At 69.7% G+C, this 23,393-nt stretch carries 26 protein-coding genes and 1 pseudogene; 19 read left to right on the top strand and 8 right to left on the bottom strand.

What is annotated here, in order from left to right:
* Positions 1–66 precede the first annotated feature (66 nt).
* From ABEB12_RS41320 to ABEB12_RS41330, 3 genes are read left to right on the top strand one after another with little or no spacing between them, the layout of a single operon-like run.
* Entirely contained in the window at positions 67–990 is a 924-nt protein-coding gene (locus ABEB12_RS41320) for an alpha/beta fold hydrolase (RefSeq protein ID WP_185065754.1), read from the top strand.
* Positions 990–1,331: a TfoX/Sxy family protein gene (locus ABEB12_RS41325; protein WP_185065755.1), complete on the top strand. Its 342-nt coding sequence runs from the start codon at positions 990–992 to the stop codon at positions 1,329–1,331. Before ABEB12_RS41320 ends, ABEB12_RS41325 begins: the two co-directional genes overlap by 1 nt.
* Positions 1,332–1,386: 55 nt before the next feature.
* Entirely contained in the window at positions 1,387–2,181 is a 795-nt protein-coding gene (locus ABEB12_RS41330) for a maleylpyruvate isomerase N-terminal domain-containing protein (RefSeq protein ID WP_185065756.1), read from the top strand.
* Between the two features lie 13 nt (positions 2,182–2,194).
* Here the strand turns inward: ABEB12_RS41330 and ABEB12_RS41335 are convergent, their stop codons facing one another.
* Together ABEB12_RS41335 and ABEB12_RS42315 are read right to left on the bottom strand one after the other, a co-directional pair.
* Complete coding sequence (locus ABEB12_RS41335) at positions 2,195–2,635, bottom strand: GNAT family N-acetyltransferase (RefSeq protein ID WP_221498794.1); 441 nt, start codon at positions 2,633–2,635, stop codon at positions 2,195–2,197.
* A gap of 20 nt (positions 2,636–2,655) precedes the next feature.
* Positions 2,656–2,742, bottom strand: a pseudogene (locus ABEB12_RS42315) (LysR family transcriptional regulator); the annotation flags it as partial.
* 63 nt (positions 2,743–2,805) lie between these two features.
* Here ABEB12_RS42315 and ABEB12_RS41340 point away from each other — a divergent pair.
* From ABEB12_RS41340 to ABEB12_RS41360, 5 genes are all read left to right on the top strand, one after another.
* Positions 2,806–4,038 (top strand): helix-turn-helix domain-containing protein, encoded by a 1,233-nt coding sequence (locus ABEB12_RS41340; protein WP_185065757.1) that lies wholly within the window; start codon positions 2,806–2,808, stop codon positions 4,036–4,038.
* A 68-nt stretch (positions 4,039–4,106) separates the two neighbouring features.
* A complete protein-coding gene (locus tag ABEB12_RS41345; protein WP_221498795.1) occupies positions 4,107–4,598 on the top strand; it encodes a flavoprotein in 492 nt (163 codons plus the stop codon).
* Between the two features lie 203 nt (positions 4,599–4,801).
* On the top strand, positions 4,802–5,062 hold the full coding sequence (locus tag ABEB12_RS41350) for a hypothetical protein (RefSeq protein ID WP_185065758.1): 261 nt from the start codon (positions 4,802–4,804) through the stop codon (positions 5,060–5,062).
* A gap of 529 nt (positions 5,063–5,591) precedes the next feature.
* Entirely contained in the window at positions 5,592–6,038 is a 447-nt protein-coding gene (locus ABEB12_RS41355; protein ID WP_185065759.1) for a glycine-rich domain-containing protein, read from the top strand.
* A 255-nt stretch (positions 6,039–6,293) separates the two neighbouring features.
* A complete protein-coding gene (locus ABEB12_RS41360; protein WP_185065760.1) occupies positions 6,294–6,818 on the top strand; it encodes an aminoglycoside phosphotransferase in 525 nt (174 codons plus the stop codon).
* A 78-nt stretch (positions 6,819–6,896) separates the two neighbouring features.
* On the opposite strand, the gene ABEB12_RS41365 is transcribed toward ABEB12_RS41360, so the two are convergent.
* Positions 6,897–7,745 (bottom strand): MmyB family transcriptional regulator, encoded by an 849-nt coding sequence (locus ABEB12_RS41365; protein WP_185065761.1) that lies wholly within the window; start codon positions 7,743–7,745, stop codon positions 6,897–6,899.
* A gap of 101 nt (positions 7,746–7,846) precedes the next feature.
* On the opposite strand from ABEB12_RS41365, the gene ABEB12_RS41370 reads away from it, so the two are divergent.
* Positions 7,847–8,611: an SDR family NAD(P)-dependent oxidoreductase gene (locus ABEB12_RS41370; protein WP_185065762.1), complete on the top strand. Its 765-nt coding sequence runs from the start codon at positions 7,847–7,849 to the stop codon at positions 8,609–8,611.
* Here the strand turns inward: ABEB12_RS41370 and ABEB12_RS41375 are convergent, their stop codons facing one another.
* On the bottom strand, positions 8,612–9,016 hold the full coding sequence (locus ABEB12_RS41375; RefSeq protein WP_185065763.1) for a nuclear transport factor 2 family protein: 405 nt from the start codon (positions 9,014–9,016) through the stop codon (positions 8,612–8,614).
* A 64-nt stretch (positions 9,017–9,080) separates the two neighbouring features.
* Between ABEB12_RS41375 and ABEB12_RS41380 the strand changes: the two genes are divergently transcribed.
* A complete protein-coding gene (locus ABEB12_RS41380; RefSeq protein ID WP_185065764.1) occupies positions 9,081–9,941 on the top strand; it encodes a helix-turn-helix domain-containing protein in 861 nt (286 codons plus the stop codon).
* Here ABEB12_RS41380 and ABEB12_RS41385 read toward each other — a convergent pair.
* Entirely contained in the window at positions 9,890–10,480 is a 591-nt protein-coding gene (locus ABEB12_RS41385; protein ID WP_185065765.1) for a TetR family transcriptional regulator, read from the bottom strand. The two genes, ABEB12_RS41380 and ABEB12_RS41385, sit on opposite strands and share 52 nt — an antisense overlap.
* 80 nt (positions 10,481–10,560) lie before the next feature.
* Between ABEB12_RS41385 and ABEB12_RS41390 the strand changes: the two genes are divergently transcribed.
* From ABEB12_RS41390 to ABEB12_RS41400, 3 genes are all read left to right on the top strand, one after another.
* Entirely contained in the window at positions 10,561–11,703 is a 1,143-nt protein-coding gene (locus ABEB12_RS41390) for an acyl-CoA dehydrogenase family protein (RefSeq protein ID WP_185065766.1), read from the top strand.
* Positions 11,704–12,042: 339 nt separating this feature from the next.
* Positions 12,043–12,639, top strand: a complete 597-nt coding sequence (locus ABEB12_RS41395; protein ID WP_185065767.1) for a DUF6875 domain-containing protein — start codon at positions 12,043–12,045, stop codon at positions 12,637–12,639.
* Between the two features lie 24 nt (positions 12,640–12,663).
* On the top strand, positions 12,664–14,040 hold the full coding sequence (locus ABEB12_RS41400) for an ATP-grasp domain-containing protein (RefSeq protein ID WP_185065768.1): 1,377 nt from the start codon (positions 12,664–12,666) through the stop codon (positions 14,038–14,040).
* 5 nt (positions 14,041–14,045) lie between these two features.
* Here the strand turns inward: ABEB12_RS41400 and ABEB12_RS41405 are convergent, their stop codons facing one another.
* A complete protein-coding gene (locus ABEB12_RS41405) occupies positions 14,046–15,650 on the bottom strand; it encodes a DHA2 family efflux MFS transporter permease subunit (protein ID WP_185065769.1) in 1,605 nt (534 codons plus the stop codon).
* A 9-nt stretch (positions 15,651–15,659) separates the two neighbouring features.
* Positions 15,660–16,340 carry an efflux RND transporter periplasmic adaptor subunit gene (locus ABEB12_RS41410; protein ID WP_185065770.1) on the bottom strand — a complete coding sequence of 227 codons (681 nt, stop codon included), beginning with the start codon at positions 16,338–16,340 and terminating at the stop codon, positions 15,660–15,662.
* Positions 16,341–16,486: 146 nt separating this feature from the next.
* Between ABEB12_RS41410 and ABEB12_RS41415 the strand changes: the two genes are divergently transcribed.
* The 6 genes from ABEB12_RS41415 (at position 16,487) to ABEB12_RS41440 (ending at position 22,142) form a co-directional block, all read left to right on the top strand.
* A complete protein-coding gene (locus tag ABEB12_RS41415) occupies positions 16,487–18,046 on the top strand; it encodes an alkaline phosphatase D family protein (RefSeq protein ID WP_185065771.1) in 1,560 nt (519 codons plus the stop codon).
* A gap of 497 nt (positions 18,047–18,543) precedes the next feature.
* Positions 18,544–19,251 (top strand): isochorismatase family protein, encoded by a 708-nt coding sequence (locus ABEB12_RS41420; RefSeq protein ID WP_185065772.1) that lies wholly within the window; start codon positions 18,544–18,546, stop codon positions 19,249–19,251.
* 2 nt (positions 19,252–19,253) lie between these two features.
* Positions 19,254–19,961: an FCD domain-containing protein gene (locus tag ABEB12_RS41425; protein WP_185065773.1), complete on the top strand. Its 708-nt coding sequence runs from the start codon at positions 19,254–19,256 to the stop codon at positions 19,959–19,961.
* The gene (locus tag ABEB12_RS41430) at positions 19,942–20,916 is read left to right on the top strand and encodes an amidohydrolase family protein (RefSeq protein WP_185065774.1); all 975 of its coding nucleotides are present in this window, start codon (positions 19,942–19,944) and stop codon (positions 20,914–20,916) included. The genes ABEB12_RS41425 and ABEB12_RS41430 overlap by 20 nt, the downstream gene beginning before the upstream one ends.
* Positions 20,913–21,659, top strand: a complete 747-nt coding sequence (cnbZ, locus tag ABEB12_RS41435; RefSeq protein WP_185065775.1) for a 2-amino-5-chloromuconate deaminase CnbZ — start codon at positions 20,913–20,915, stop codon at positions 21,657–21,659. Before ABEB12_RS41430 ends, cnbZ begins: the two co-directional genes overlap by 4 nt.
* Positions 21,660–21,671: 12 nt before the next feature.
* Positions 21,672–22,142: a cupin domain-containing protein gene (locus ABEB12_RS41440; RefSeq protein ID WP_185065776.1), complete on the top strand. Its 471-nt coding sequence runs from the start codon at positions 21,672–21,674 to the stop codon at positions 22,140–22,142.
* A 26-nt stretch (positions 22,143–22,168) separates the two neighbouring features.
* Here the strand turns inward: ABEB12_RS41440 and ABEB12_RS41445 are convergent, their stop codons facing one another.
* Complete coding sequence (locus ABEB12_RS41445) at positions 22,169–23,374, bottom strand: serine hydrolase (protein WP_185065777.1); 1,206 nt, start codon at positions 23,372–23,374, stop codon at positions 22,169–22,171.
* Between the last annotated feature and the right edge of the window lie 19 nt (positions 23,375–23,393).

Here is a 23,393-nt window from a genome sequence, read left to right on the forward strand (position 1 = left end):
GGCTACTTTACAATCTCAAGTCCGCCTGACAATATCTAGCGGAATCGGCCGGAACGAAGGGTAGCCATGGCAGACGCGGGAAGACCTGATTGGGTCGACGACGAGCTGTTCCCGTTCGAGAGTCGCTTCGTCGATATCGACGGGCACACCGTGCACTACGTCGACGAGGGGTCGGGCCCCACCCTGCTGTTCCTGCACGGCAACCCGACCTGGTCGTTCCTCTGGCGTGACGTGATCCGCGCGCTGCGTGACGACTTCCGGTGCATCGCCCTGGACTACCCGGGGTTCGGGCTGTCGACGCCGAAGCCCGGGTACCGTTTCCTGCCCGAGGAGCACACGGACGTGGTCACCGAGTTCGTCGACAAGCTCGGCCTCACGGGGGTCACGCTGGTCGGGCAGGACTGGGGCGGCATGATCGGCCTGGCCGCCGTGCAACGTCGGCCGGGTGTCTTCGACCGGCTGGTGCTGGCCAACACCTGGGCCTGGCCGGTCAACGGGGTGTTCCACTTCGAGTGGTTCGGTCGGGTCATCGGCGGACTCCCGTTCCGTTTCCTGGTCCGGCGGCTGAACGTCCTGGTCACCTGGTTCGTGCCCGCGGGCCACCGAAGGCGGAAGCTGACCGCGGCCGAGATGACCCACTACCGCCGGGCGCTGGGCACCCCCGAACGGCGCCAGGCCTCCGCGGTGTTCCCCGGCCGGGTCCTCGCCAGCCGGGATTTCTTCGCCGAGGTCGAGGCCGGCCTGGCCAGCCTGGCCCACCTGCCGACTCTGATCATGTGGGGTGATGCCGACATCGCCTTCCGTCCCCAGGAGCGCGAACGCCTGGAAACGACCTTCCCCGACCACCGGACCGTGATCTTCGAGGGCGCCGGCCTCTACACGGAGTCCGATGCCCCGGAGGAGTTCGTGGCGGCGCTCCGCGACTGGTGGTCCGCGCCCGGTGAGCCGCGCACGCGCCCGGCTCACCGGGACGCCGCCCGGGGCACGTAATGGCCTACGACGCGCACCTGGCCGACCGGGTCCGGGAGCTGCTGGTGGTCGGCTTGCCGGTGAGCGAACAGAAGATGTTCGGCGGACTCGGGTTCCTCGTCGCCGGCCGGATGGCGGTGGCGGCCAGCAGCCAAGGCGGTCTACTGGTACGGGTCGATCCGGCTCGCGCCGACGATCTGCTCGCGACCACCGACGCGCGGCCGATGCGGATGCGAGGTCGAGTGGTCCGCGGCTGGCTGCACGTCGACGGCGACAACCTGCACACCGAGCAGCAACTGGCCCAATGGATCGCCATCGGCACCGCCGCCGCCGCAAACGCCCCCGCCAAGCGACCCTCATGACCAGAAAGGTGCTGGCATGGCCCCAGCTACGACCCACGGTGGCGCACCCGACACCATGACCCAGGCCCGCGCGGCGTTGCGCGAGATCGTGCCCGGCCTCGTCGCACTGGTGCGGAGCGTCCCTGACACCAACTCCGCTTCGGTCGGCACGTGGACAGTGGGCGACGTCGCGGCTCACCTCTCTCATTCCTTTCGCGCCGACACCGACGCCATCGCCGGAAAGCCGGTCCCGCAAGCCGTCGTGACCAAGGCGGGAATCGCCGAGGCCACCGCGAAGCTGCTGGCCGAGGACCGCGAACGGGACCCGGCCGTACTTGCGGACCGCATTGCGGCGCTCGCCGGCGAGTTCGACGACGTCGCGTCGCGTTCGCGGTCAGCCACCGTCGAGTGGCTGCAAGGTGCCCGCCTGCCACCTTCGGCGGTGGCTGGTCACCTGCTCGTGGAATGCCTGGTCCACGGCCACGACATCGCCAAAGCCGCGGGGCGCCCGTGGCCGATACAGCCTCGTCACACCCTGCTCGCGATCGAGGCCTTCCTGATCCCGCTGATCGCGGCGCTGCCCACCGCGTTCGTGAACCAGGAGAAGGCCGGATCCTTCCGAGCTCGCATCGAACTGCGCCTACGGGGCGGCCGACGCATGCTGATGGTCCTGGACGGCGGTTCCTTGACGCTCGACGCGGCCGGCGCGCGTGACGTGGACGCCCGCATCTGGGCCGACCCCACGGCTTTCGCGCTGCTCTTCATCGGCCGGCAAGGAGTATGGAAACCACTTCTCCAAGGCAAGCTCGCCGCCTGGGGCTCCCGGCCGTGGAAGCTCGCCCGCATGCTCACCGTCATGAGCCCCCCGTAGACCGGCGGCCCCTTCAACCGGTGAGAAGCTTGCGGAAGTAGGTGGCGCTGGGCTCGTAACCGATTGCTTCGTAGAAGTCGCCGGCCCGACGGGTCGCCAGGGCAACCAGCCGCGCGCCGCCTGCCCTGGCCCGGTTCTCGAACCCCTCCATGAGCCGCGCCCCGACACCTTGGCGGCGCAGGTCCTCGTGCACGGCGATCTCTTCGACCCACGCGATCGGGCCGTTGGCGAAGAAGGCGAGATGGCGGAAGCCCAGGAGGTAGCCGCCGACCCGCCCGCCGGTGTCGGCGACGAGTACGAACGCGCCGTGCGCGTTGATCAGGGCATGGAAGCTGGTGTGGAAGCTGTCGCGATCCACTTCGAAGGTCGTCGCCATGTTCGCCGCCAGGTCGCGGACGGCGGCTTCGTCCTCCGGCAGCGCCGGGCGCACGGTCAGCTGATCTTGCTTGGTCACCGCCGGATGATATGGCCGGCCTAGAGACGTGTCGCGGTACTTACCAGGCCGGCGGCCCTGGACCGGCTGTGCGGCGGCCACGCGATCACCGTGGTGACCGTCGTGGCCGACTTGCTCTGCTCCGGTCGATTATGGATCATCAGCGCCCTCTCTGCGGTAGAGTCATCGCTATGCGCGGGGTCGGTGATGACTTGCGAATCGGTGAGCGCGTCGCCTTCTACAGAGGGCGACGCGGAATGAGTCAGCGCATGCTCGGAGACCTGGTCGGTCGGTCGGAAGATTGGGTGAGCAAAGTTGAGCGTGGAGCAAGAGAGCTTCGTCGTATAGACGTTATTACGGAGCTATCCCGTGCGTTGCGTGTTGAGATCGGCGATTTGCTGGGCCAGCCTGTTTTGGTTGAGACTGAACAGCAAGATGATGACGTGCCAGCAATTCGGGACGCACTTATGACTCCCCGTCGACTTTCCCGAACGCTGTTCAAGTCGCGGACAGCCGCACGTAACGTAATTGCCGCCGAGCATGCGGCACGGTTGGTGGAACATGGTTGGTTTGATTATCAGCATGGCAAGCTGAGCCAAGTGATCTCTAATCTCCCGCGACTAATCAACACCGCGCAAGATCTGGAAGATTCCGCAACGGACTCGGCGCGCACTGGGTGGGCGATTTCGGCGAGAACGCATCACTTGGCGGCTACGACTTTGAGCAAGATCGGCGAGGCCGATCTTGCCTGGATCGCGGCGGAGAGGGCAATGTACGCCGCAGACGAGTCTGACGATCCGCTTGTGTTGGCGTCCGCGGCTCGGGCGGCAACCCACGCCCTATTAGCATCCGGAAGATTCGATGACGCGGTCGAGCTGGGAAACACAGCCGCTGAGTGGATGCGCCCCCAACTTGCGAGCGATGATCCCGTTGCTTTGAGCCTACTCGGGATGCTGCGGCTCCGTACCGCGGTAGCGGCAGCGCGCCGTCACGATCGCGGTGCGACCACGGATCTCATTGCACGTGCGGAGCGCGCGGCACGACGGCTTGGTGGGGATGCCAATTATTGGCAAACTGGGTTCGGGCCGACCAACGTCGAGTTGCATAGGCTCTCAACTCGTCTCGATCTGGGAGACGTGGATCATGTTGTAGAATTTGGCCCGAGGGTCAATGCCGACAATTTGCCCGCAGAGCGACGAGTGTCGCACATGATTGATGTCGCCCGGGCATTGAGCTTGGTCGCGCGTGACGACGACTCGCTGCGCTGGTTGTTGGACGCTGAAATGATCGCACCTAATTTGGTGCGTCACAATCCGGTCGTCCGTGAGACGGTCAAAGCACTTTATCAGCGGTCAGCGGCATCTCGTGGTGCTGCGCTAACTCCTCTCGGCGGTCTTGCGGAACGCTGCCGAGCACTTCTGTGATAAATACCGGCAAGACAGTCGGCTTAATCGGATCGGCATGCGGCGGTCTAGAGTCAATCCGCCAAGAATTGGTTCAGCCGTTCCTAGCGCAAGGCTGGTCGGTGGCAGTCACCCTGACGCCTACCGCGGGGACGTGGTTAGAGGCCTCTGGCGAGTCGCGCAAGATCCAGGAAATCACCGGATTTCCTGTCCGCGTCGCACCGCGCATGCCCGGGCAGCAAAGCCCACACCCAACGGTGGATTGCTACGCGCTCGTTCCCGCATCCGCGAACACCGTTGCCAAGCTAGCCCTCGGAATAGCGGACAATCAGGCCCTCACTACCGCGTGCGAGGCACTCGGCGGTGGCTACGTTCCCGTTGTCGTGTTCCCTCGGGTCAACGCCGCACATGCACGCCAGCCAGCCTGGAACTCACACATCACCGGCCTGCGACGGGCAGGCGCTGACTTGATCTACGGCGATGACGTGTGGCCACTGCATGAACCTCGGAGTGCACCAGGTCGCCAACTCCCGTGGCAGACGATCCGAGAGCGGATTCAAGCGGCCGCACAGCGCTCCTGACCAGCGCAAATGAAAGGACCCGGACAATTTGTCCGGGTCCTTTCTCATGTCCGGCGGTTTCATACCTAACGTGCCTGATCTTCAGGCGCTCTCGCGCCGTATGGCACATCGAACTATTGGCGAATCTCACTGGGGGCACGAATCGTGGCCAGGAATATCGATTACGGAAGGGTGACTTGGAGCGACGAACTCAACTGCGCCCGGTGTCGGTTGCTGGCGTGGTGGAAAGAACGGAATCGGCGGGTAAGACGGGCCGTCCGGTGAAGCGCCTACCGATCAAGGGCGTAGCCCTGCTCATAGCCGTAGAGCTGGTCACGCGGGAGCACGAACACACGCAACAGGCCGGCACCTGTCGGCGCTGCGGCGATGATTTCCCGTGTACGCATATCCGCTGGGCCATGATGGCCCGAGAGTTTCTTGGCTGGCCGCAGGCAAGCGACGAACGGGTGATGACCCGTGTCTGAACGTGAGTTTCCCGCGCTCCAGCCGGGCGACCTAGGTCCGTGGGAAGAATGGACCACCGAAGAGATCTTCAATGAGATCCACGGCGGGTCCGCGCAGGTCATCCCAGAGCCTCCGGACGACGGAGGCGAGTGAGTCCACCGTGTCCAATGCCGGGGGCCAGAGACTCCGCTACGTCACGGTGGAGAGCGACGACGTGACGCATGCTCAGCTCACCGTGGATCTAGACCGAGGTCGCACGGTGTGCGGCTTGGCGGCCGGTGATGAGTGGACTACCCGCCCGACCACGGAATGCTGTGCCGCTTGCTGGTCGGACTGGCGGGTGCGTGGCGAGCAGCCCCGACACGTCGGCGCACGCTTCGGCTCGCTCGGAATCCACACCTAAGGCCCGTGCAGCCAGAAACGTCCTCGGGCCGGCACGCACCGGGCGCGTCTCCGACCCTGCTGGCTGCATGGTCCCTGGCTGATTACCGAGCGGAGAAGAGCACTCCTGGCGAGCCGCGCCGGGGTTGTGGGAACGAAGGAGAAACGATGATCACATTAGCCGCTGATCCGACGACCTTAGTTGATGCCGATTTGTTTGATCGGCTGGTCACGCGCATTGTTGAAGATGAGGGAGTGGATTGGAGTTTTGCTGAACGGGTAATGCGCCAGGCGCTGGTTTTTCTCAAGGCGTGCGCAGATAACCCGGCGGCACGACTTTCACCGAGCAACCTGGTTGACTTGGGTTGGCACGCCTTTATCCTTCATACCGCCGAGTACGCGCGATTCTGTGAGAATATCGCCGGTCGGTTCATCCACCATAGCCCGACTTGCCCGGGAGACCCGCCCGGAGGGGCGACGTTGGCGCGCACGATCGAGATGGTGCGCGCGACCGGGTTCCCGGTCGACATGCCGCTCTGGGAGGGCTGCCGCGCGGCGGACTGCAAGGAAGGCGACTGTTCGCAGTGTCACCAGGGTTGCGTTGATTCGCCGTAGTCTCACGCCGTGAATCGTCAGCATTGGGGCGGGCTTCCGGAGCCGGTCCGGGAGGTGATTTGCCGCAAGGTCAACGGGGTGGTCCGCGCTGAGCCGGTAGTCGGGGGCTCGGCGCGGGTTGCCCTCGCCGTGGCTACGGAGTCGGGCCACCGGGTGTTTGTGAAGGGCGTCCGGGATGAGCCCAGGGCGCGGATTGAGTGCCGTGTTCAGCGGTACTTGCCGGCGTTGGCACCTCGGTTGCTGTGGCACGCCGAGGTGGGCGACTTCCTGCTGATGGGGTTCGAGTACGCCGAGGGCAGGCACTCTGACCTGTCGCCCGGCTCGCCGGACCTGGTGACCATGGCCGCGACGCTCGCCGAGCTGGCCAGTTGGGAGTGTCCCGATCTGCCGGTACTGCCGGTGGAGAAGCGGTGGGCGCACTGCGCGGACGGTCCCGATTCGCTGGCCACGATCACCGGTAGCGCGCTCGTGCACGCCGACCTGACCGCCGAGAACGTGATCATCGGGGATCGGCCCTGGGTGGTCGACTGGGCGTGGCCGTCGCGGGGCGCGCCCTGGCTCGACGCCGCCGCGATGGTGGCGCGCCTGATCCAGGCCGGTCACGAGCCGGCCGAGGCTGAGGCGTGGGCGGCGAGCGTGCCGGCGTGGCGCGCTGCGCCGCCCGCCGCGATTGGCGCCTACGCGCGGCTGCGCGCGTCCTTGGCCGCGGCGCGCGGTGCGCCCATCGCGCACGCGTGGCGCCGTTACCTGTCGTACCTCGAAGGAGAGCGAAACCTGTGACTAATCCGGGCCGACCGGCGAAACGTCGTCCTGCCAGCCTGGTTCTTCAACGACGAGGGGGAGCTGCCCTGGTGACGTTCAGCTCCGGGCTTCGGTGAAGCGCTCCTGTCCCAGGACGGCGAGCAGTCGCAGCTTCTCGTACGCCTCGGTCCGGGGTTCGGCGGTGATCACGAGCAGCGCCTGGGACTGGTCCTCGGTGAACAGCGCCTGGCAGTCCACCTCGATCGGCCCGAGCTCGGGGTGGACGAGCGTCTTGTGGTCCTCGAAGCGCCGCACCACCTCGTGGCGCTCCCACAGCCCGGCGAACTCCGCGCTGGCCTTGCCCAGCACGCGCACCATCTCGCCGGCCCGCGAGGCCGGCCCCATCGTCCCGTGCGCGACCCGCAGGTTCGCCACCAGCGCGCGGGACTGGCGCGCCCGGTCGTGCTCGGGGTAGCGCAGCCGCTCGGCGGGATCGGTGAACCAGCGGTAGATCTCGCTGCGGGCCAGGCCGGTGTACCCGGACTTGTCGCCGAACAGGGCGTCGGCCATCCGGTTCTGCACCAGCGTCTCGCCCAGGTTGGACAGGATCAGCGCGGGCGTGTCGTCGAGCCGGTCCAGCACCCGCATGAGCGCGGGGGCTACGTGCGTCGCCGACGCCGTGGACGCCGGCGCGTTGTGCCCGGCCACCCGGAACAGGTAATCGCGCTCGTTGTTGGTCAGCCGCAGCGCCCGGGCCAGCGACGCCAGCATCTGCTCGCTCGGCTGCGGGCCGCGCCGCTGCTCCAGCCGGGTGTAGTAGTCGGTGGACATCACCGCCAGGGCGGCCACCTCCTCCCGCCGCAGGCCGGGAGCCCGGCGGCGGGCGCCCTCGGGCAGGCCGACGTCCGAGGGGCGCAGCTCCTCCCGCCGGCGGCGCAGGAAGCTGGCCAGTGCCGCACGATCCATGCGCCCAAGTATGGTCACGCGCGCCCGGCCGAACCAGGGATCGCGGATCCCCCGATCAACGGTCTCTGCACCGGGCCGGCCGGTCCGGCCATGCTCATGGCATGAACATTTCCGGGAACACCATCTTCATTCCGGGCGCCACCAGCGGCATCGGCCTCGCGCTGGCCCTGGCGCTGCGGGCCAAGGGCAACACCGTCGTCGTGGGTGGCCGCCGGGCGGAGGCGTTGGCGCGGATCGCCTCCGAGCACCCGGGCATCGACACCGTGCGCGTCGACGTCGCCGACGCGGCCAGCATCGACGCCGCCGCGAAGGAGGTGCTGGCCAGGCACCCCGAGCTCAACGTGCTGGTGGCGATGGCCGGGATCATGCAGGTCGAGGACTGGCACCGCCCCGAGTCGTTCCTCGCTTCGGCCGAGCAGGTGGTCACCACCAACGTGCTCGGCCCGATCCGCCTGATCGGGGCGTTCGTGGAGCACCTGCAGACCCGCCCGGACGCGACGATCGTGACGGTGTCGTCGGGGCTGGCGTTCACCCCGCTCAAAGCCACCCCGAGCTACAACGCGTCGAAGGCGGCCATCCACATGCTCAGCGAGTCGATCCGGCTGCAGCTGGCGGACACCACGGTCAAGGTGCTCGAGCTGGAGCCGCCCTCGGTGCGCACCGGCCTGATGCCCGGCCAGGAGGACAACGAGCACGCGATGCCGCTGGACGAGTTCATCGCCGAGGTGGTCGAGCTGATCGAGACCCGGCCGGAGGCGAAGGAGATCCAGGTCGAGCGGGTCAAGTTCCTGCGCTACGGCGAGGCCCGCGGGGACTACGACCAGGTAGTGGCGACGCTGAACGCCACCGACCCGCACGGCAAGTAACTAGGCGAACACCATGCGGTGGCCCCGGGCGGTGTCCACGTACTCGCGGACCCGGTGGATCAGCCCGTCCCGCAGCTCGAACACGAAGCAGTAGTCGTTGTCGTAGGGGTTGCCGTTGGCCAGCGTCGCGGTCATCGTCGCCTCCACGGTCACCCGTTCGCCGTCGGTGTGCATCCCGTGGAAGGCGACGGCGACGTCCCGGGCGAACAGGCGGGGGAAATCCTCGGCGAAGAAGCGCGCGATGGCCTTGCTGCCCACCATGTGGTTGGTCGCGTCGAGCGCGACGGCGGTGGCGTTGCCCGGGGGCGAGAGCCACTCGGCGTCCTCGGTGAGGACCGAGGAGATCCGGTCGGGGTCGTTGCTGGCGAGTGCCTGGAAGGCGTCCCGCACGATGCTGCTGGTCATGCGGCAACTCTCGCCGGCCGCGCGGGTCGGCGTATTGGACAAATGTTCCGCTTAGCATGGGCCTATGGCATCGGTGGCCGGGTGGGAGGTCGCGCGGCCGCGGCGGCCCGGGCGGGTGGCCGGGGTCAGCATGGCCGGTTTCCGCGCGTGTGGCCCAGCCCCGGTGGACGTGCGGGTGGTCCCGCACCCGGCCGTCTCGCTGGCCCTGGAGTTCGGTGACGGCCCGCTGGTCGTGGACGCCGCCACCGGCCGGCAGCGGCGGGGGAACCTGGTCGCCGGGTTCCTGCACGGCGCGATGCGCGTGCGTGGCGAGAGGGTCGAGTGCGTGCAGGTGCGGCTGTCCCCGGTGGCCGCGTACACGGTGCTGGGTACCTCACCGGCGGAGCTGGACCACGTGGTGGTGACCCTGGACGACCTGTGGGGGCGCCCGGCGGCCCGGATCCGCGAGCAGCTGGCCGAGGCCCGGTCCTGGCCGGACCGGTTCGCCCTGACCGAGGCGCTGTTCGTCCGCCGGCTGGAGCGGGGGCGATCGGTGGACCCCGAGGTGGCCTGGGCCTGGCGCCGGATCGCCGGCAGCCGGGGGCGGGTGCGGATCGACCGGCTGGCGGTGGAGGTCGGCTGGAGCCGCAAACGCCTGTGGTCCCGGTTCCGGGGGCAGATCGGGCTCCCGCCCAAGCGCGCCGCGAAGCTGGTCCGTTTCGACCATGCCGTGCACCGGCTGGCGGCGGGCGACGACGCGGCCCGGATCGCGGCGGACGGCGGCTACGTCGACCAGTCCCACCTGCACCGGGACGTGCTGGAGTACAGCGGGGTGACCCCAGCGACCGTGGCCGGCGAGACCTGGCTGGCGGTGGACCACATCGCGTGGGCGGGTTACCCCCGAGGGCTGAGGCCCGCGGTGACCAGGGCGGCGAGCTCGGCGTAGGCCTGGCTGTCGGACAGCCCGGTCGCCGCCGCCACCTCACGCTGCTGGATGCGGACCATCTGGGCCGCCACCAGGTCGGCCACGTAGCCGGCGTGCACGCTGCGGAAGACGCCTCGCCCGACCCCGTCGTCGATCATCTCGCCGATCCGCCGGGCGGCCGCGCGGGTGTTGCGCTCGTAGACCTCGCCGGCGGGCGGGAAGGACGCGACGTCCTCGAAGAAGCGGGGTGAGGCCACCGCCAGCTCGGTGGCCACCGCGTCCAGGTACGCGGCGATCCGGGCCGAGGGCGCCGAGGGGGCGTCGGTGACCGCCCGCTCGACCCGGCCGGTGGCGTCCCGGAAGAAGCGCACCACCGCCGCCCGCACCAGCTGCTCCTTGCTGCCCGCGAGCGTGTACAGCGTGCGCTTCGAGCAGTGCAGCCGGGCGGCCACGTCGTCCAGCTTCAGGTGGGCGAACCCCTCGTCGAGGATCAGCGCCAGCACGCCGTCCTCGAGCTCGCCCCGGCGGGCGTCGCCGCGGCGGACGGGGGCGCTGGTCACGTTCGGATCCTCTCATGGTGCAATATCGGTACTCTTATAAGAACCACAGTACCGATCTGAGTATCAATAGGGGAGTGAGCATGGCCGTCGATCGTCTCCTGCCCACCCAGGAAGCCGAGGACCTGCTCGCGCTCACCCGGGAGATCGCCGACAAGGAGCTGGCGACCCGGGTCGAGCGGCACGAGCGCGAGGAGAGCTACCCGGAGGGCCTGTTCGCCACCCTCGGCGCGGCCGGCCTGCTCGGCCTGCCCTATCCCGAGGAGCACGGCGGCGGCGCCCAGCCGTACGAGGTGTACCTGCAGGTGCTCGAGGAGCTGGCGGCGCGCTGGGCGGCCGTCGCCGTGGCCACCAGTGTGCACGGGCTGTCCTGCTTCCCGGTGGCCACCTTCGGCACCGAGGAGCAGCGGCGGCGCTGGCTGCCCGAGATGCTCGCCGGCCGGATCGTCGGCGGCTACAGCCTCTCCGAGCCCCAGGCCGGCTCGGACGCGGCCGCGCTGGCCTGCCGGGCCGCGAAGGACGCCGACGGCTACCGGGTGACCGGCACCAAGGCGTGGATCACCCACGGCGGCCGCGCCGACTTCTACGCGCTGTTCGTGCGCACCGGGGAAGGCAGCCGGGGCATCTCCTGCCTGCTGGCGCCCGGGCGGGCCGAGGGGCTCTCCTTCGGCCGGCCGGAGGAGAAGATGGGCCTGCACGCCATCCCCACCACCACCGCGAACTGGGACGGCGCGCTGCTCGAGCCGGACCGGCTGATCGGGGCCGAGGGCCAGGGCCTGCAGATCGCGTTCAGCGCGCTCGACTCCGGCCGGCTGGGCATCGCGGCCTGCGCCACCGGCCTTGCTCAGGCCGCACTGGACGCCGCGGTGGAGTACGCCAACGAGCGCACCACGTTCGGCAAGAGGATCGTCGACCACCAGGGCCTCGGCTTCCTGTTGGCCGACATGGCCGCCGCCGTGGACTCGGCCCGGGCCACCTACCTGGACGCCGCCCGCCGCCGCGACCTGGGCCGCCCGTACGGCCGGCAGGCCAGCGTGGCCAAGCTGGTCGCCACCGACGCGGCGATGAAGGTGACCACGGACGCCGTGCAGGTCCTCGGTGGCTACGGCTACACCCGTGACTTCCCGGTCGAGCGCTACATGCGCGAGGCCAAGATCATGCAGATATTCGAGGGAACCAACCAGATCCAGCGCCTGGTGATCAGCCGCACCTTGGCCAGGGCCTGACCCGCTACCAGCACCGTTCCGGCGGGCGGCCCGCCGATTCCCACCGTCACCCCGCGCATGCGTCACTTGGGCCGGGGTTAGTTCGTTGACCGGTTGAGGACTCGCGAGAGATCTCGGCCGAGCGGGAAAAGATTTTGGGGCACGCCAGGCGGCTGGCTAGCATCCAGCGCTGAGCATGTTCTGACTCACCGGGGAGCCGCCCACGGGGTGGTGGCGGCTCCCGTATTTCCGGTGCCGGCCTCTCGCCGAACTCCAACGGTGATAACTGCTGTCCAGATGCGTTCGGGTGGGAATCGCACAATGCCAGATGAGAGAATTACCGACGAGCAGTTCAGGCAGGTGGACGCCTGGCTGCGCGAGTACGTATCCGTCGGTGACCCCAGGGTCGGACGGTCTGGGCCGGTGTGTCCGTTCATTCCGCGGGCCCTCAAACAACGGGAAGTGCAGACCCGTGTGCGCGAGGACATCGATGGCTCCAGTGAGCTGGAGCTCATCGAGCAGCTGCGCGCCGAGATCGGCGAGTTCGGTGCGGCTGGCCGCCCGAAGAGCAGCTCCGGGGTCTCGTTGGAGAGCTGGGTCGTGGTCATGCCGAGCATGGAGTCCGAGGGCTGGGCTCGCTTGGACAAGGTCTATGAGCAGCTCAAGCAGTTCGCCGTCAGCTCGGGGAAGATGATCGGGATATTCCATCCCGAATGCGACGACCGCGCGGTCCGTAACCCCGACTTCCGGGTTTCCATCGCCCCGGTCGCCATGCTGGCGATACGGCACATGGCCCCGCACGACATCCTGTTCCTGAATGATTCTGAACGGTGGTTCAAAGAATACGACTCGCGGTTCAGGTCACATTACGAGCGTAACCAGGTCCGCGATCCGTTGCTGCTCACCCTGTATCGCAAGGCGAATCAACTGTACGGATCCCCGACCGCGCACTGCTGACGTCACGAACGCCGGAGAAAAATCATGGCCGACAACGAGCTCCGCACCGTCCCGGTCCGGGACGTCTGGGACACGCTCCCCGAGGACCTCCGGGAGACGTTCGTTACCCGCCACGCCGCCATGAACGGCAGGTGGGTGGAGGAGTCCCCTGACCGGGGCACCGGGAACTGGGACGCGATGCGGCCGGTGATCCTCCAGAAGGCGGCCTATCGGGCCCTCGAGTCGAGCGTGGCGCGAGTGCTGACCCTGGCGGTCGAGGCGTGCCAGCGGCGGGCGTCGACGCTCGGTGAGCTCCGGGACGCGCTGCGCTTCACCAAACCGCTCCCCCTGGTGGATCCGGATGCTCCGCTGGTTGCTTCGGAGCTCACCCGCAGCGCGCGTCCCGACCTGTTGATCGAGAACGGGCGGCCCCGCATTCTCGAGATCAACGTCGGCACCCGGATCGGCGGCGACACGGTGACGTCCTGGCTGGCGGAGGAGTTCTGCCGGCTGTGTCCGGAGGCCGGGTTCTACCCGCCGCCGTCGGTGGTGGCCACGCGCTCCGAGGCGCTGCTCCGGACGATCGGCGGCCACCTCACGCAGGACGGTCCCCGTCGGGTGCTCATCCCGTCGTACTGGACGGCCAACTGCGAGGGCGTGCTCCTACACCGGACGCGGGCCAAGCGGGGGGTCCTCGCCGATGCCAAGCGGGTGGGTCTGGAGGTGCTGCAGACCGATCTCGCCGACCTGAGCCTCGACGCCGCCGGCCGTCTGCTCGCCGCCGGCGTGCCGGTCGACCTGGTGATGGTCCCGTGGACCGCCAACGAGAGCGCCCGCATCGTGGATGCCGGCGAGGGGTTGGCGGCGCTGCGGAGCGCCGACCGCGCCGGGACCATCAAGTTCTTCCCGCGCACCGAGTCGGTGCTACTGGCCTCGAAGTCGGTGCTGGCGTGGCTGCACGAGGACTGTGACGCGGACCTGCTGGCGCCGGCCGACCGCGAGCTGGTGCGCGCCTACGTGCCCCGGACCATCTCGCTGGGCCTCGGCGAGACCGCCGCCGCACCCGGCCCCCGGGCCAACCTGGTTCTGAAGCCGGCCATGGGCCGGGCCGGCAAGGGAGTGCTGTTCGGCAGCGTCGCCTCGGAGGAGGAGTGGCTGGAGGCTGCCGTCGAAGCGTCCAAGGACGCCCCGGTGGTCCTGCAGGAGCGCGTCGAGGCCGACCTGATCAGCATGCCGTTCCTGGACCGGGAGTCCGGACGCCAGGTCACGGTGCGGGTGCCCTACGTGCTCAGCCCCTACATGATCGACCGGGCGGTCTCCGACATCGGCGTGCGCCACTCGGGTCCTGACTCTCCGGTCGGCGACGTGGTGATCAGTGTCAGCAAGGGGGGACGCTCGAACGCCGTGGTGCTCACCGGCTGACCGGTTCAGCCGACCTCCACGGGCTCGGCGTCCTCGCCCTTGGCCGGTTTACCCGAACGCAGTCGCAGGGCCAGCAGCACGCCGGCCAGGGTGCAGATGCCGGCGATGAGGAACACGTTGCTGTAGGCCTGCGCCTCCACCTGGACCTGGGTCTGCCGCCACAGCGCGATCAGGCCGCCCGGACCCTGCTCCTGCATGGCCACGATGCGCGGGTCGGTGTTCGCCCCGGTGGAGAGCAGCGAAGCCCGGTTGGACATGAACTGGGCCTGTTGGGTGGTGGCCAGGGCGGTCAACGCGGCCAGCCCGAACGAGGCGGTGACCCGCTGGGTGAGCGTGTTGAAGGCGCTGCCCGAGCTGACGATGCCCGGCGGCAGGGAGGCCAGCCCGCCGGTCATGATCGGCATCATGGCCAGCCCGATCCCGGCGGCCCTGATCATCATCCACATGATCAGTTCCGGCCGGGTCATGTCGGCGTTGATCTGGGACAGCAGCAGGGTGCCTATCCCGCACAGGGTGAGCCCGACGACGGCGGGCCAGCGGGGGCCGAAGCGGTCGTAGATGCGCCCGGCGGCGGGCATCGTCACCATCATCATCAGTGCCTGGGGGAGCAGCACCAGGCCGGTGTGCCAGGCGGTCATCCCCTGGCCCTCCTGCAGGAACAACGGCACGTAGAACAGCACCGCGAACAGCCCGATGGACAGGATGGCGATCAGCAGCAGCGAGTTGATGAACGGCCAGTGGGTGAAGACGCGCACGTCCAGCAGCGGCTCGGCGACCTTCAGCTCGATGGCCACGAACAGCAGCAGCAGGTTCACCGCCGCCGCGGCCAGGACCAGGATCGGGTAGCTGGTCCAGCCCCAGGTCTGGCCCTCGGACAGCGCCAGCAGCAGCGCGAACATGCCGCCGGCGATGCACAGGAAACCGGGCAGGTCGAACCGGCGCCCGGGCTTGGCCGGGAAGTGGGGGAGGACCGCCATCGCCGCGATCGCGCCGATGATCCCGATCGGCACGTTGATGTAGAAGATGAGCCGCCAGTTGACGTACTCGACCAGGTAGCCGCCCAGGGTCGGCCCGACGCCGGGCGCGACCACGATGCCCAGCCCGTACAGGCCCATCGCCGCGCCCAGCTTCTGGGGCGGCACCATCCGCATCAGGATGGTCAGGCAGGTCACCGGCAGCATGCCGCCCGGCACCGCCTGCAGGATGCGGAAGAAGATCATGCTGCCGAGGTCGTCGGCCATCCCGCACAGCGCCGAGAACGCTCCGAAGGTCACCAGGGACAGCAGGTACATCCGGCGCAGCCCCAGCCGGTCGCCCAGCCACGCGCTGGTCGGCACCACCACACCGAGGCACAGCATGTAGGCGGTGGTGATCCACTGGATCTGGTCGGTGGTGACGTTGTACTCGCGCTGGATGGTCGGGACCGCCACGTTCACGATGCTGGTGTCCAGCACCGACATGAACATCCCGATGATCACCACGATCAGCGGGATGCCCCAGCCCTCGCCCGGCCCGCGTGCCGGGGCCACCGGGGCGGGCGGGGTGGGTACCGGGCCGACCGGTCGCGGCGCCTCCTCGGTGGCGACGCTCAACTCCTCGGTTCGGGCCATACCTCCACCTCAGGGTTTGCGGATGTGCACGGTGACGTCCATGCCGGGAACCAGGCGGGCGCCGCCGGTGGCGAGCAGGGCGATCTTGACCGGGACGTACTGGTCCACCCGCTGCGGCTGGGACGGGTCGGCGATGCCGGCCGGGGGATAGATGGTGAAGTTCCCGGCGGTGGAGTTCTGCACCACCTGGACGACGCCGGTGACCGGGGTGTCCGGGAAGGCGTCGGCGTGGATGTCCACCATGGCGCCGGGCTGCACCGCGCCGATGTCGTAGTCCTCCACCCGCGCCGTCACGTAGATCTTCGACAGGTCGTAGGCGGCGGCCAGCTCGGCGCCCTTGGTGACGTAGGAGCCGTCGACCACCTCGTCCACGGCCACCGTGCCGGTGCTCTGGCCGGGGACCTTGACCACCCGTTCCGGCTGCGCGCCGCTGCCCAGCATCTGGATGCGGCCGACGACCTGGTTCGGCTGGACCACCGCGCCGGGTTGCCCGGCCCAGTCGTCCACCGCTCCGCTCACCGGGGCGTTGATCTCTATCTTGTCCCCGTCGACCTGGGCGTTGTCCGTGGTCACGTAGTGGCGGCTGTAGAGGAGGTAGGTGCCGGCGAAGCTCGCCGTCTCCATCACGGTGAGCGCGGCGACCAGTATGAACAGCACCCGACTGACCCGGGGCGTTGCGCTTACTGCCACACCAAAAAGCTTAGCACTCCTAACTAACTGAGTGAGCACTCAGGAATCAGTGCTTGGCCACAGCGACACGCCCGGCCGACCGGACGCGCCGGGATGACGGCCGGCAGTTCACCCGCCGGTCACCTGCCCTGGATACAACGGCGGCCATGACCGTCCTGAACCGGCGCCTCGGGCGCCGCACGGTGTTGGGCTCGGCGGCTCTCGGGTTGGGCGGCGCGGTCGGCCTGCCGCTCGGGCTGGCCGCGTGTGGCGGCCCCGGGCTGGTCCGGGCCGAGCGGCCGGTGCTCACCCACGGCGTGCAGTCCGGGGATGTGGTCGGCGGCTCCGGCGTGGTGTGGACGCGGGCGGACCGGCCGTCCCGGATGGTCGTCGAGGCGGCGGACAACCCGGAGTTCCGCGACGCCCGGCGCATGCCCGGCCCGATGCTCACCCCGGACACCGACTTCACCGGGAAGCTGCGGGTGTCCGGCGGCGGGGTGGTGCACTACCGGGTCACCGCCGAGGACCCGGACGGCCGGGTGGCCAGCGAGCCGGTGGCCGGCTCGTTCCGCACCGGGCCGGCGCCGGACGGGTCCGCGCGGTTCGTCTGGTCCGGTGACATCGTCGGCCAGGGCTGGGGGATCAACCCGGACATCGGCGGCATGAAGATCTTCGCCGCGATGGCCGCCCGCGACCCGGACTTCTTCCTGTGCAGCGGGGACACCGTCTACGCCGACGGGCCGCTGAAGGAGGCGGTCACGCTGCCCGACGGCCGCCCGTGGCGCAACCTGGTCACGCCGGAGAAGTCCAAGGTCGCCGAGACGCTGGCCGAGTTCCGCGGCCAGTTCGCCTACAACCTGCTGGACCAGAACTTCCGCGCGTTCACCGCCAAGGTGCCGCAGATCAACCAGTGGGACGACCACGAGGTGCTGAACAACTGGTACCCGGGTGAGGTGCTCACCGACGACCGGTACACCGAGCGCCGGGTGGACGTGCTGGCCGGCCGGGCGTTCCAGGCCTTCCACGAGTGGGTGCCGCTGGACCCCCGACAGGCCGTGGACGGCCGGGTGTACCGCCGGTTCGCCTGGGGGCCGCACCTGGAGGTCTTCGTGATCGACATGCGCAGCTACCGGGACGCGAACGGGGCGAACACCGGCGCGGGCGGCCACATCCTGGGACCGCAACAGGCGGCCTGGCTGGCCGACTCGCTGGCGTCCTCCCGGGCGACCTGGAAGGTGGTCGCCTCGGACATGCCGATCGGGGTGCTGGTGAAGGACGGCAAGACCGCGTGGGAGGCCGTGGCCAACGGCACGCCGGGGGTGGCCAGCGGCCGGGAGGCGGAGATCGCCGGGCTGCTGCGGTCGATCAAGGAGCGCGGGGTGCGGAACGTGCTCTGGCTGACCGCCGACGTGCACTACACGGCGGCGCACCGGTACGACCCGGGGCGCGCGGCGGCGGCCGGCGGGTTCGCCGACTTCGACGAGTTCTGGGAGTTCGTCTCCGGACCGCTGCAGGCCGGCACCGGGGTGGCCGGCGAGCTGGACCCGACGTTCGGGCCGGAGGCGGTGTACGTGCGGGCCGCGCCGAGCGACGACCGCTCCTCGCCGCTGCACGGGTTCCAGCATTTCGGTGAGGTACAGGTGGCGCCCGGCGGCCGGCAGCTGACCGTCACGCTGCGCGGCCCGGCGGGCGAGCAGCTCTGGGCCACCACCCTGGACGCCCGCTGAGACCTGGGCGACCAGGCGGGGTCGTGTGCTTCACAGAATCACCGTGACGACCAGCTTGGCCTGACTCCTCGCGCCGGGGTGGCTGGTGCATGACGTCCCATTCGCCACAACAGTTTCACGAGGGGAATGTCATGAGGATTTGATCTTGTGGCAACCCCCATGGTGTGACAGTCGTGCAACCAGGGGTGGCGGATGGTCCAGCGCCGCCGGTCAATCCATGATCATCAGGCACGGGTGGCCTTGATCGCGGTCTCTGGCGGTTCAGCCTCGAAAATCGACGCTGAACCGCCAGAGATGACGATCACCCCGAGCGGCCACCGCGCAACCGCCACTACGGCGATCACACCAGCCCCACTTGCCTCGTCCGTACTCGACGGATCAGACCAACCTGCTCCACGCCGTCCAATCCGTCGGTAAATCTGACCACCCCCTCGACCGAAAGAATCGATTTCTAGGATCATTGTGCATTCTAAGCCATCGTATGTACTCTACGAAGCATGACAGCAAGTACCGCGCACGGCAGGCCGGTCGAGGTCGCCGCGCGGCCGGAACCGGTGGGCATCGACCTGGCCGTGACCGCCGTGCTGGTCGTGGACATGCAGAACGACTTCGGCGCGCCGGGCGGCGGGATGGACCTGGCCGGCTTCGACATCGGGGTGGTGCGCGCGGCCGTCGGGCCGATCGCCCGCGTGCTCACCTCAGCCCGGAACGCCGGGATTCCGGTGATCTACCTGAAGCACGGATACCTGCCGGACCTGTCCGACCTGGGGCCGGCCGACTCGAAGAACTGGTTGGGGCATATCGCGGTGAAGGTCGGCGAGACGGTGACCGCGCCGGACGGGACGGTCGGCCGGGTGCGGATCAAGGGCACCTGGAACACCGAGATCCTGCCCGAGCTGGCCCCGGAGCAGGGGGACATCGTGCTGGAGAAGAACCGGTTCAGCGCGTTCTACAACACCGAGCTGGACGCCACGCTGCGCCGGCTGGGGGTGCGCAACCTGATCGTCACCGGGTGCACCACCAGCGTGTGCGCGGAGTCCACGATCCGGGACGCGATGTTCCGTGACTACCGGGCGATCCTGCTCGCGGACTGCACCGGTGAGCTGCAGGGCGGGGAGTACCACCGGGCGTCGCTGGCGTTGGTGGAGCGGATGTTCGGTTGGGTGGCCGACTCGTCGGCGTTCGTCGCCGCGGTCGGGGGCTGACCGTGGCTCGTACCGGGTCCGCGCCCACCCGGGCGCGTCACGTGCGCGACGAGCTGCGCGACGAGCTGCTGGTCGGCCGGTACCGGCCGGGGGAGCGGCTGCCGGTGGCGGCGGTCGCCGAGCATTTCACGGTCAGCGTCACGGTGGCCCGGGAAGCGCTGATGATGCTGGCCTCGGACGGCCTGGTGGTGTCCGAGCCGCAGGCGGGATTCCGGGTGATCGAGCTGTCCACCGAGCACCTCGTCGACCTCACCTCGGTGCGGGTTGACATCGACTGCATCGCGCTGCGCCGGTCGGTCACCCAGGCCGGGTTGCCGTGGGAGTCGGCCGCGCTGGCCGCGCACCACACCCTGGCCTCGACCCCGATGTACCACGAGGACGAACCGGGGGTGTCTCGCGCCTGGTCGGCGGCGCACACCGAGTTCCACCGGGCGTTGGTGGCCGGCTGCGGCAGCCGGATCCTGCTGGAGCTGCGGGACCGGCTCTGGGACGCCAGCACCATGTACCGCTCCTGGTCGGCCGAGGTGCACCGGACGTGCGGGCGGGATGTGGCCCGGGAGCACCGGGAGCTGCTGGACGCCGCCCTCGCCCGTGACGCCGACCGGGCCGTCGAGCTGTTGGCCGCGCACATTTCCCGCACCACCGAGCTCGTGCTCGAGCACCGGGCCCGGGCCGCGAAGGAGGACGAGGATGCCGAGGCAGTCGGGTGAGCTGATCGACGTGCACCACCACGCGGTGCCCCGCGAGTACCTGCGGGCGCTGGCCGACATCGGGGTGACCGTGTCGGTGCCCGGGGTGCCGTTTCCCGCCTGGGAGCCGGCGGACAGCCTGGCCGTGATGGAGGCCGCGGGCATCCGGGCGGCGGCGCTGTCCATCACCGCGCCCGGGGTGGCCGGGGCGACCGGCGCCGATGCGGAGCGCATCGCCCGGGTGGCGAACCAGAGCCTCGCGGAGGTCGTCCGGGAGCACCCGGGACGCTTCGGCGCCTTCGCGTTGCTGCCGCTGCCGGACGTGCCGGCCGCGCTGCGGGAGGCCGAGCACGCGCTGGACGAGCTGGGCCTGGACGGGCTCGGCTTCTACTCCAATGCCCAGGGGCTCTACCTCGGCGACCCCGAGCTGGAGCCGTTGATGGCCCTGCTCGCCGAGCGCGGGGTGCCCGCGTTCGTGCACCCGGCCCAGCCGGTGGCCCTCGGGCGGCCCGGTCATCTGCCCGCCTCCGTGCTGGAGTTTCCCGTGGAGACCACCCGCGCCGTCGCCAACCTGCTGTTCTCCGGCACGCTGGACCGTCACCCGGGGCTCAAGCTGATCTTCACCCACGCCGGGGGCACGGTGCCCTTCCTGGCCAACCGGCTGGCCAACGCCGCGGTGATCGACCCCGGCCTGGCCGACCGTCCGCCGGCCGACACCATGGCCTCGCTGCGGCGGCTGCACTACGACGTGGCCATGTCGGCGACCTCGTCCCAGCTGCGCATGCTGCACGACGTCGTCGGGGCGGAACGGATCGTGTTCGGCAGTGACTTCCCGTTCATGCCGTTCGCCGAGGCGGTCGGCACCGCCGAGGGGCTGCGGGAGTACCCCGGCTTCACCGACGAGCAGCGGCGCATGGTGGCGCACGGCACGGCGGGCGGATTGCTCTACCGGCTGGCGGAGGTGGCGGCGCGGTGATTCACCACGATGCGGGCGGCTACGCGTTCGCCCCCAGCGACCTCGGGTTCGCCTGTGCGGCCCTGCGCGCGTTGCCCGGCCACCGCCTGGAGTGGGCGGTGCTGCCGGCGCCGGTGCCGCTGGCCGACGGGTTCGAGCTGGCGCGGCGTCACGTGGAGGGCCTGGGCCGCCCGCCGGCCGCGCTGTGCGGGTTCGACGTGCGGCTGCCCCGGTCCCTTCCGCGCGCCGAGTTCGGCGCCTTCAACCGGGGCTACATCGCGCGGTTGCGCGAGTGGGGCCTGCTCACCGAGCACGGGTGCCCGCTGAGCAGGACGAACGTGGCGCCGACGGTGCGCCCGCCGGCCGAGCCGTCGGTGCTGGCCTTCTCCTACACCGTGCAACGGGCCGGCGGGGATCCCAACTTCGTCGTCTCGGGTGTCGGTGAGCTGCCCGACGACACGGTGATCCCGGACGGCGTGGTGCGGCACCGGGAGACCGGCCCCGAGGCGCTGATGGAGAAGGCGCGCTGCGTGGTCGAGGTGACCCGCAAGCGGCTGGACGCGATCGGCGTCGCCTGGGACGGCTCGGCGGCCATGCACCTCTACTCGGCGCACGACCTGGCGTTTGCGGTACAGCGCGAGCTGTTCGTCGCCGAGGGCATCGCGCCGGTGCACGGCGTGATCTGGCACGACGCGGCACCGCCGGTGGACGACCTCGAACTGGAGATCGACGCGCGCGCCTACGACCGGCAGCTGCGCCTGTAGGAGGAGAGGGTCATGGGGACAACACGAGTGGTCCGGGGGACCGAGGGCGCCGAGGTCCGGCCGTGGACGGTGAAGACCGCCGGCAGCGACAACGGCGACCGGTTCGACTTCATGGTCGGCACCATCGACTACCTGACCGGCCCGCCGCTGCACGTGCACGCCGAGCAGGACGACACGTTCTACGTACTGGAGGGCGTCCTGACGGTGCAGTCCGGCGACGAGATCATCGACCTCGAGCCCGGCGACTTCCTCACCGTGCCACCGGGCGTGCCGCACACCTTCGACAACGTCCGCGCCGACCAGCCGACCGTGCGGGCCATCAACATCATGACGCCCGGCGGCTACGCCGAGGCGATAGACGAGTTCAACGGGCTGGGCGAGCAGATCACCGACCTGGCCAGGGCCCGCGAGGTCGGCCGCCGGCACGGCGTGGACTTCGTCGGCCCGCCGCTGCGGGAGAAGCTAGGCCTGGACGCCGGCTAAGGGAGCGCCTCGCCGAACAGGGCGCTTCAGGCGTAGATCTGCCCGATCAGCTGCTGGGCGATGGTGCTGGCCACGGCGTGCCCGTCCGGGGCCGCGTTGAGGTTCGCCCACACGGCCAGGGTGTTCCGCCGCCGAGGGTCGGATCCGCAGAACGACTGGTACCCGGGCAGCTCGCCGGTGTGGCCGTACATCGGGCCGAACCGCGCCAGGCCCAGCCCGTAGCCGGGGCTGTTCGGGTTGGCCGGGTCGACCGGCTGGATGCTGTCCAGGCGGCGGCGCTGCCAGGCCGGGTCGAGCAACGAGCCGTCGGTGAGCGCAGTGGCCCAGGTGGCGAGGTCGCGGATGGTGGAGATCCCGCCGCCGGCCGCCCAGGTCCAGGACGGGTTCTCGTCGGTGACGTCGTTGGGCCTGAGCCGTCCGGAGTACGCGGCCTCGCGCTGCTCGGGCGGCAGGCCCTCGCCGTGCATGGTGGAGACGTTGGTGCCGTACATGTACCCGCGCGGGTACGGCGGCGGAATGGCGTTCGAGGTGGTGGCGAAGGACGTGTCGCGCATGGCCAGCGGCTCGAACAGGCGGGCGCGGTAGATCTCGTCCAGGGGTCGTTTCTCGATCTGCTCGGCGATCAGCCCGAGCAGCACGGTGTTGGTGTTCGAGTAGTGGTAGCCGGTGCCCGGCGGGAAGTACGGCGAGCCGCGCAGACCCATCGCCAGCAGCTGCTCGGGCGGGTAGACCCGGTTCGGGTCCTCGTCGAGGGCCTTGTTCAGCTCCAGCGACTCGCTGTAGTTGTACAGGCCGCTGCGCATGTCCAGCAGCTGGGTGATGGTGATGTGCTGCCCGTTGGGCACATCGGGGCGGAACCGGGCGACCGGGCCGTCCAGGTCGATGTGGCCCTCCTGGGCTAGTTTCAGGATGACCGTGCCGGTGAAGGTCTTGGTGATGGAGCCGATCCGCACGTGGTCACCGAGGGCGACCGGCTCCGTCCCGCCGACCGAGCGGACGCCGTAGGTGTGCGCCAGCTCGCCGTCCGGGGTGCGCAGCATCATGACCGCGCCGGGTGCCATGAGCTCCTTGGCGGTGCGGTCGAACAGCGCGCGCAGGTCGGCGGCGGGCCCGGCCGACGGGGGAGGTGCCGGGCCGGGACCCTGGCCGGGCGGCGCGCAGGCGGCGGCGAAGGTGCCGAGGCCGAGCGCGGCGGCACCGGTCAGCAGGGAACGGCGGCGCAGCTGGCCCATGGTGGCTCCCCGGGATCGG

Origin of the sequence: Actinospineispora eucalypti (assembly GCF_039543365.1) — a bacterium.
GTDB lineage: Bacteria > Actinomycetota > Actinomycetes > Mycobacteriales > Pseudonocardiaceae > Pseudonocardia > Pseudonocardia eucalypti.

Excerpts from the sequence above, each read along its gene's own strand:
- ABEB12_RS41370 (WP_185065762.1), top strand. The coding sequence starts at position 7,847 with ATGAACATTTCCGGGAACACCATCTTCATTCCGGGCGCCACCAGCGGC.
- ABEB12_RS41330 (WP_185065756.1), top strand. The coding sequence starts at position 1,387 with ATGACCCAGGCCCGCGCGGCGTTGCGCGAGATCGTGCCCGGCCTCGTC.
- ABEB12_RS41400 (WP_185065768.1), top strand. The coding sequence starts at position 12,664 with ATGGCCGACAACGAGCTCCGCACCGTCCCGGTCCGGGACGTCTGGGAC.
- ABEB12_RS41340 (WP_185065757.1), top strand. The coding sequence starts at position 2,806 with ATGCGCGGGGTCGGTGATGACTTGCGAATCGGTGAGCGCGTCGCCTTC.
- ABEB12_RS41445 (WP_185065777.1), bottom strand. The coding sequence starts at position 23,374 with ATGGGCCAGCTGCGCCGCCGTTCCCTGCTGACCGGTGCCGCCGCGCTC.
- ABEB12_RS41320 (WP_185065754.1), top strand. The coding sequence starts at position 67 with ATGGCAGACGCGGGAAGACCTGATTGGGTCGACGACGAGCTGTTCCCG.
- ABEB12_RS41420 (WP_185065772.1), top strand. The coding sequence starts at position 18,544 with ATGACAGCAAGTACCGCGCACGGCAGGCCGGTCGAGGTCGCCGCGCGG.
- ABEB12_RS41375 (WP_185065763.1), bottom strand. The coding sequence starts at position 9,016 with ATGACCAGCAGCATCGTGCGGGACGCCTTCCAGGCACTCGCCAGCAAC.
- ABEB12_RS41405 (WP_185065769.1), bottom strand. The coding sequence starts at position 15,650 with ATGGCCCGAACCGAGGAGTTGAGCGTCGCCACCGAGGAGGCGCCGCGA.
- ABEB12_RS41380 (WP_185065764.1), top strand. The coding sequence starts at position 9,081 with ATGGCATCGGTGGCCGGGTGGGAGGTCGCGCGGCCGCGGCGGCCCGGG.
- ABEB12_RS41415 (WP_185065771.1), top strand. The coding sequence starts at position 16,487 with ATGACCGTCCTGAACCGGCGCCTCGGGCGCCGCACGGTGTTGGGCTCG.
- ABEB12_RS41325 (WP_185065755.1), top strand. The coding sequence starts at position 990 with ATGGCCTACGACGCGCACCTGGCCGACCGGGTCCGGGAGCTGCTGGTG.
- ABEB12_RS41355 (WP_185065759.1), top strand. The coding sequence starts at position 5,592 with ATGATCACATTAGCCGCTGATCCGACGACCTTAGTTGATGCCGATTTG.
- ABEB12_RS41365 (WP_185065761.1), bottom strand. The coding sequence starts at position 7,745 with ATGGATCGTGCGGCACTGGCCAGCTTCCTGCGCCGCCGGCGGGAGGAG.
- ABEB12_RS41440 (WP_185065776.1), top strand. The coding sequence starts at position 21,672 with ATGGGGACAACACGAGTGGTCCGGGGGACCGAGGGCGCCGAGGTCCGG.
- ABEB12_RS41430 (WP_185065774.1), top strand. The coding sequence starts at position 19,942 with ATGCCGAGGCAGTCGGGTGAGCTGATCGACGTGCACCACCACGCGGTG.
- ABEB12_RS41390 (WP_185065766.1), top strand. The coding sequence starts at position 10,561 with ATGGCCGTCGATCGTCTCCTGCCCACCCAGGAAGCCGAGGACCTGCTC.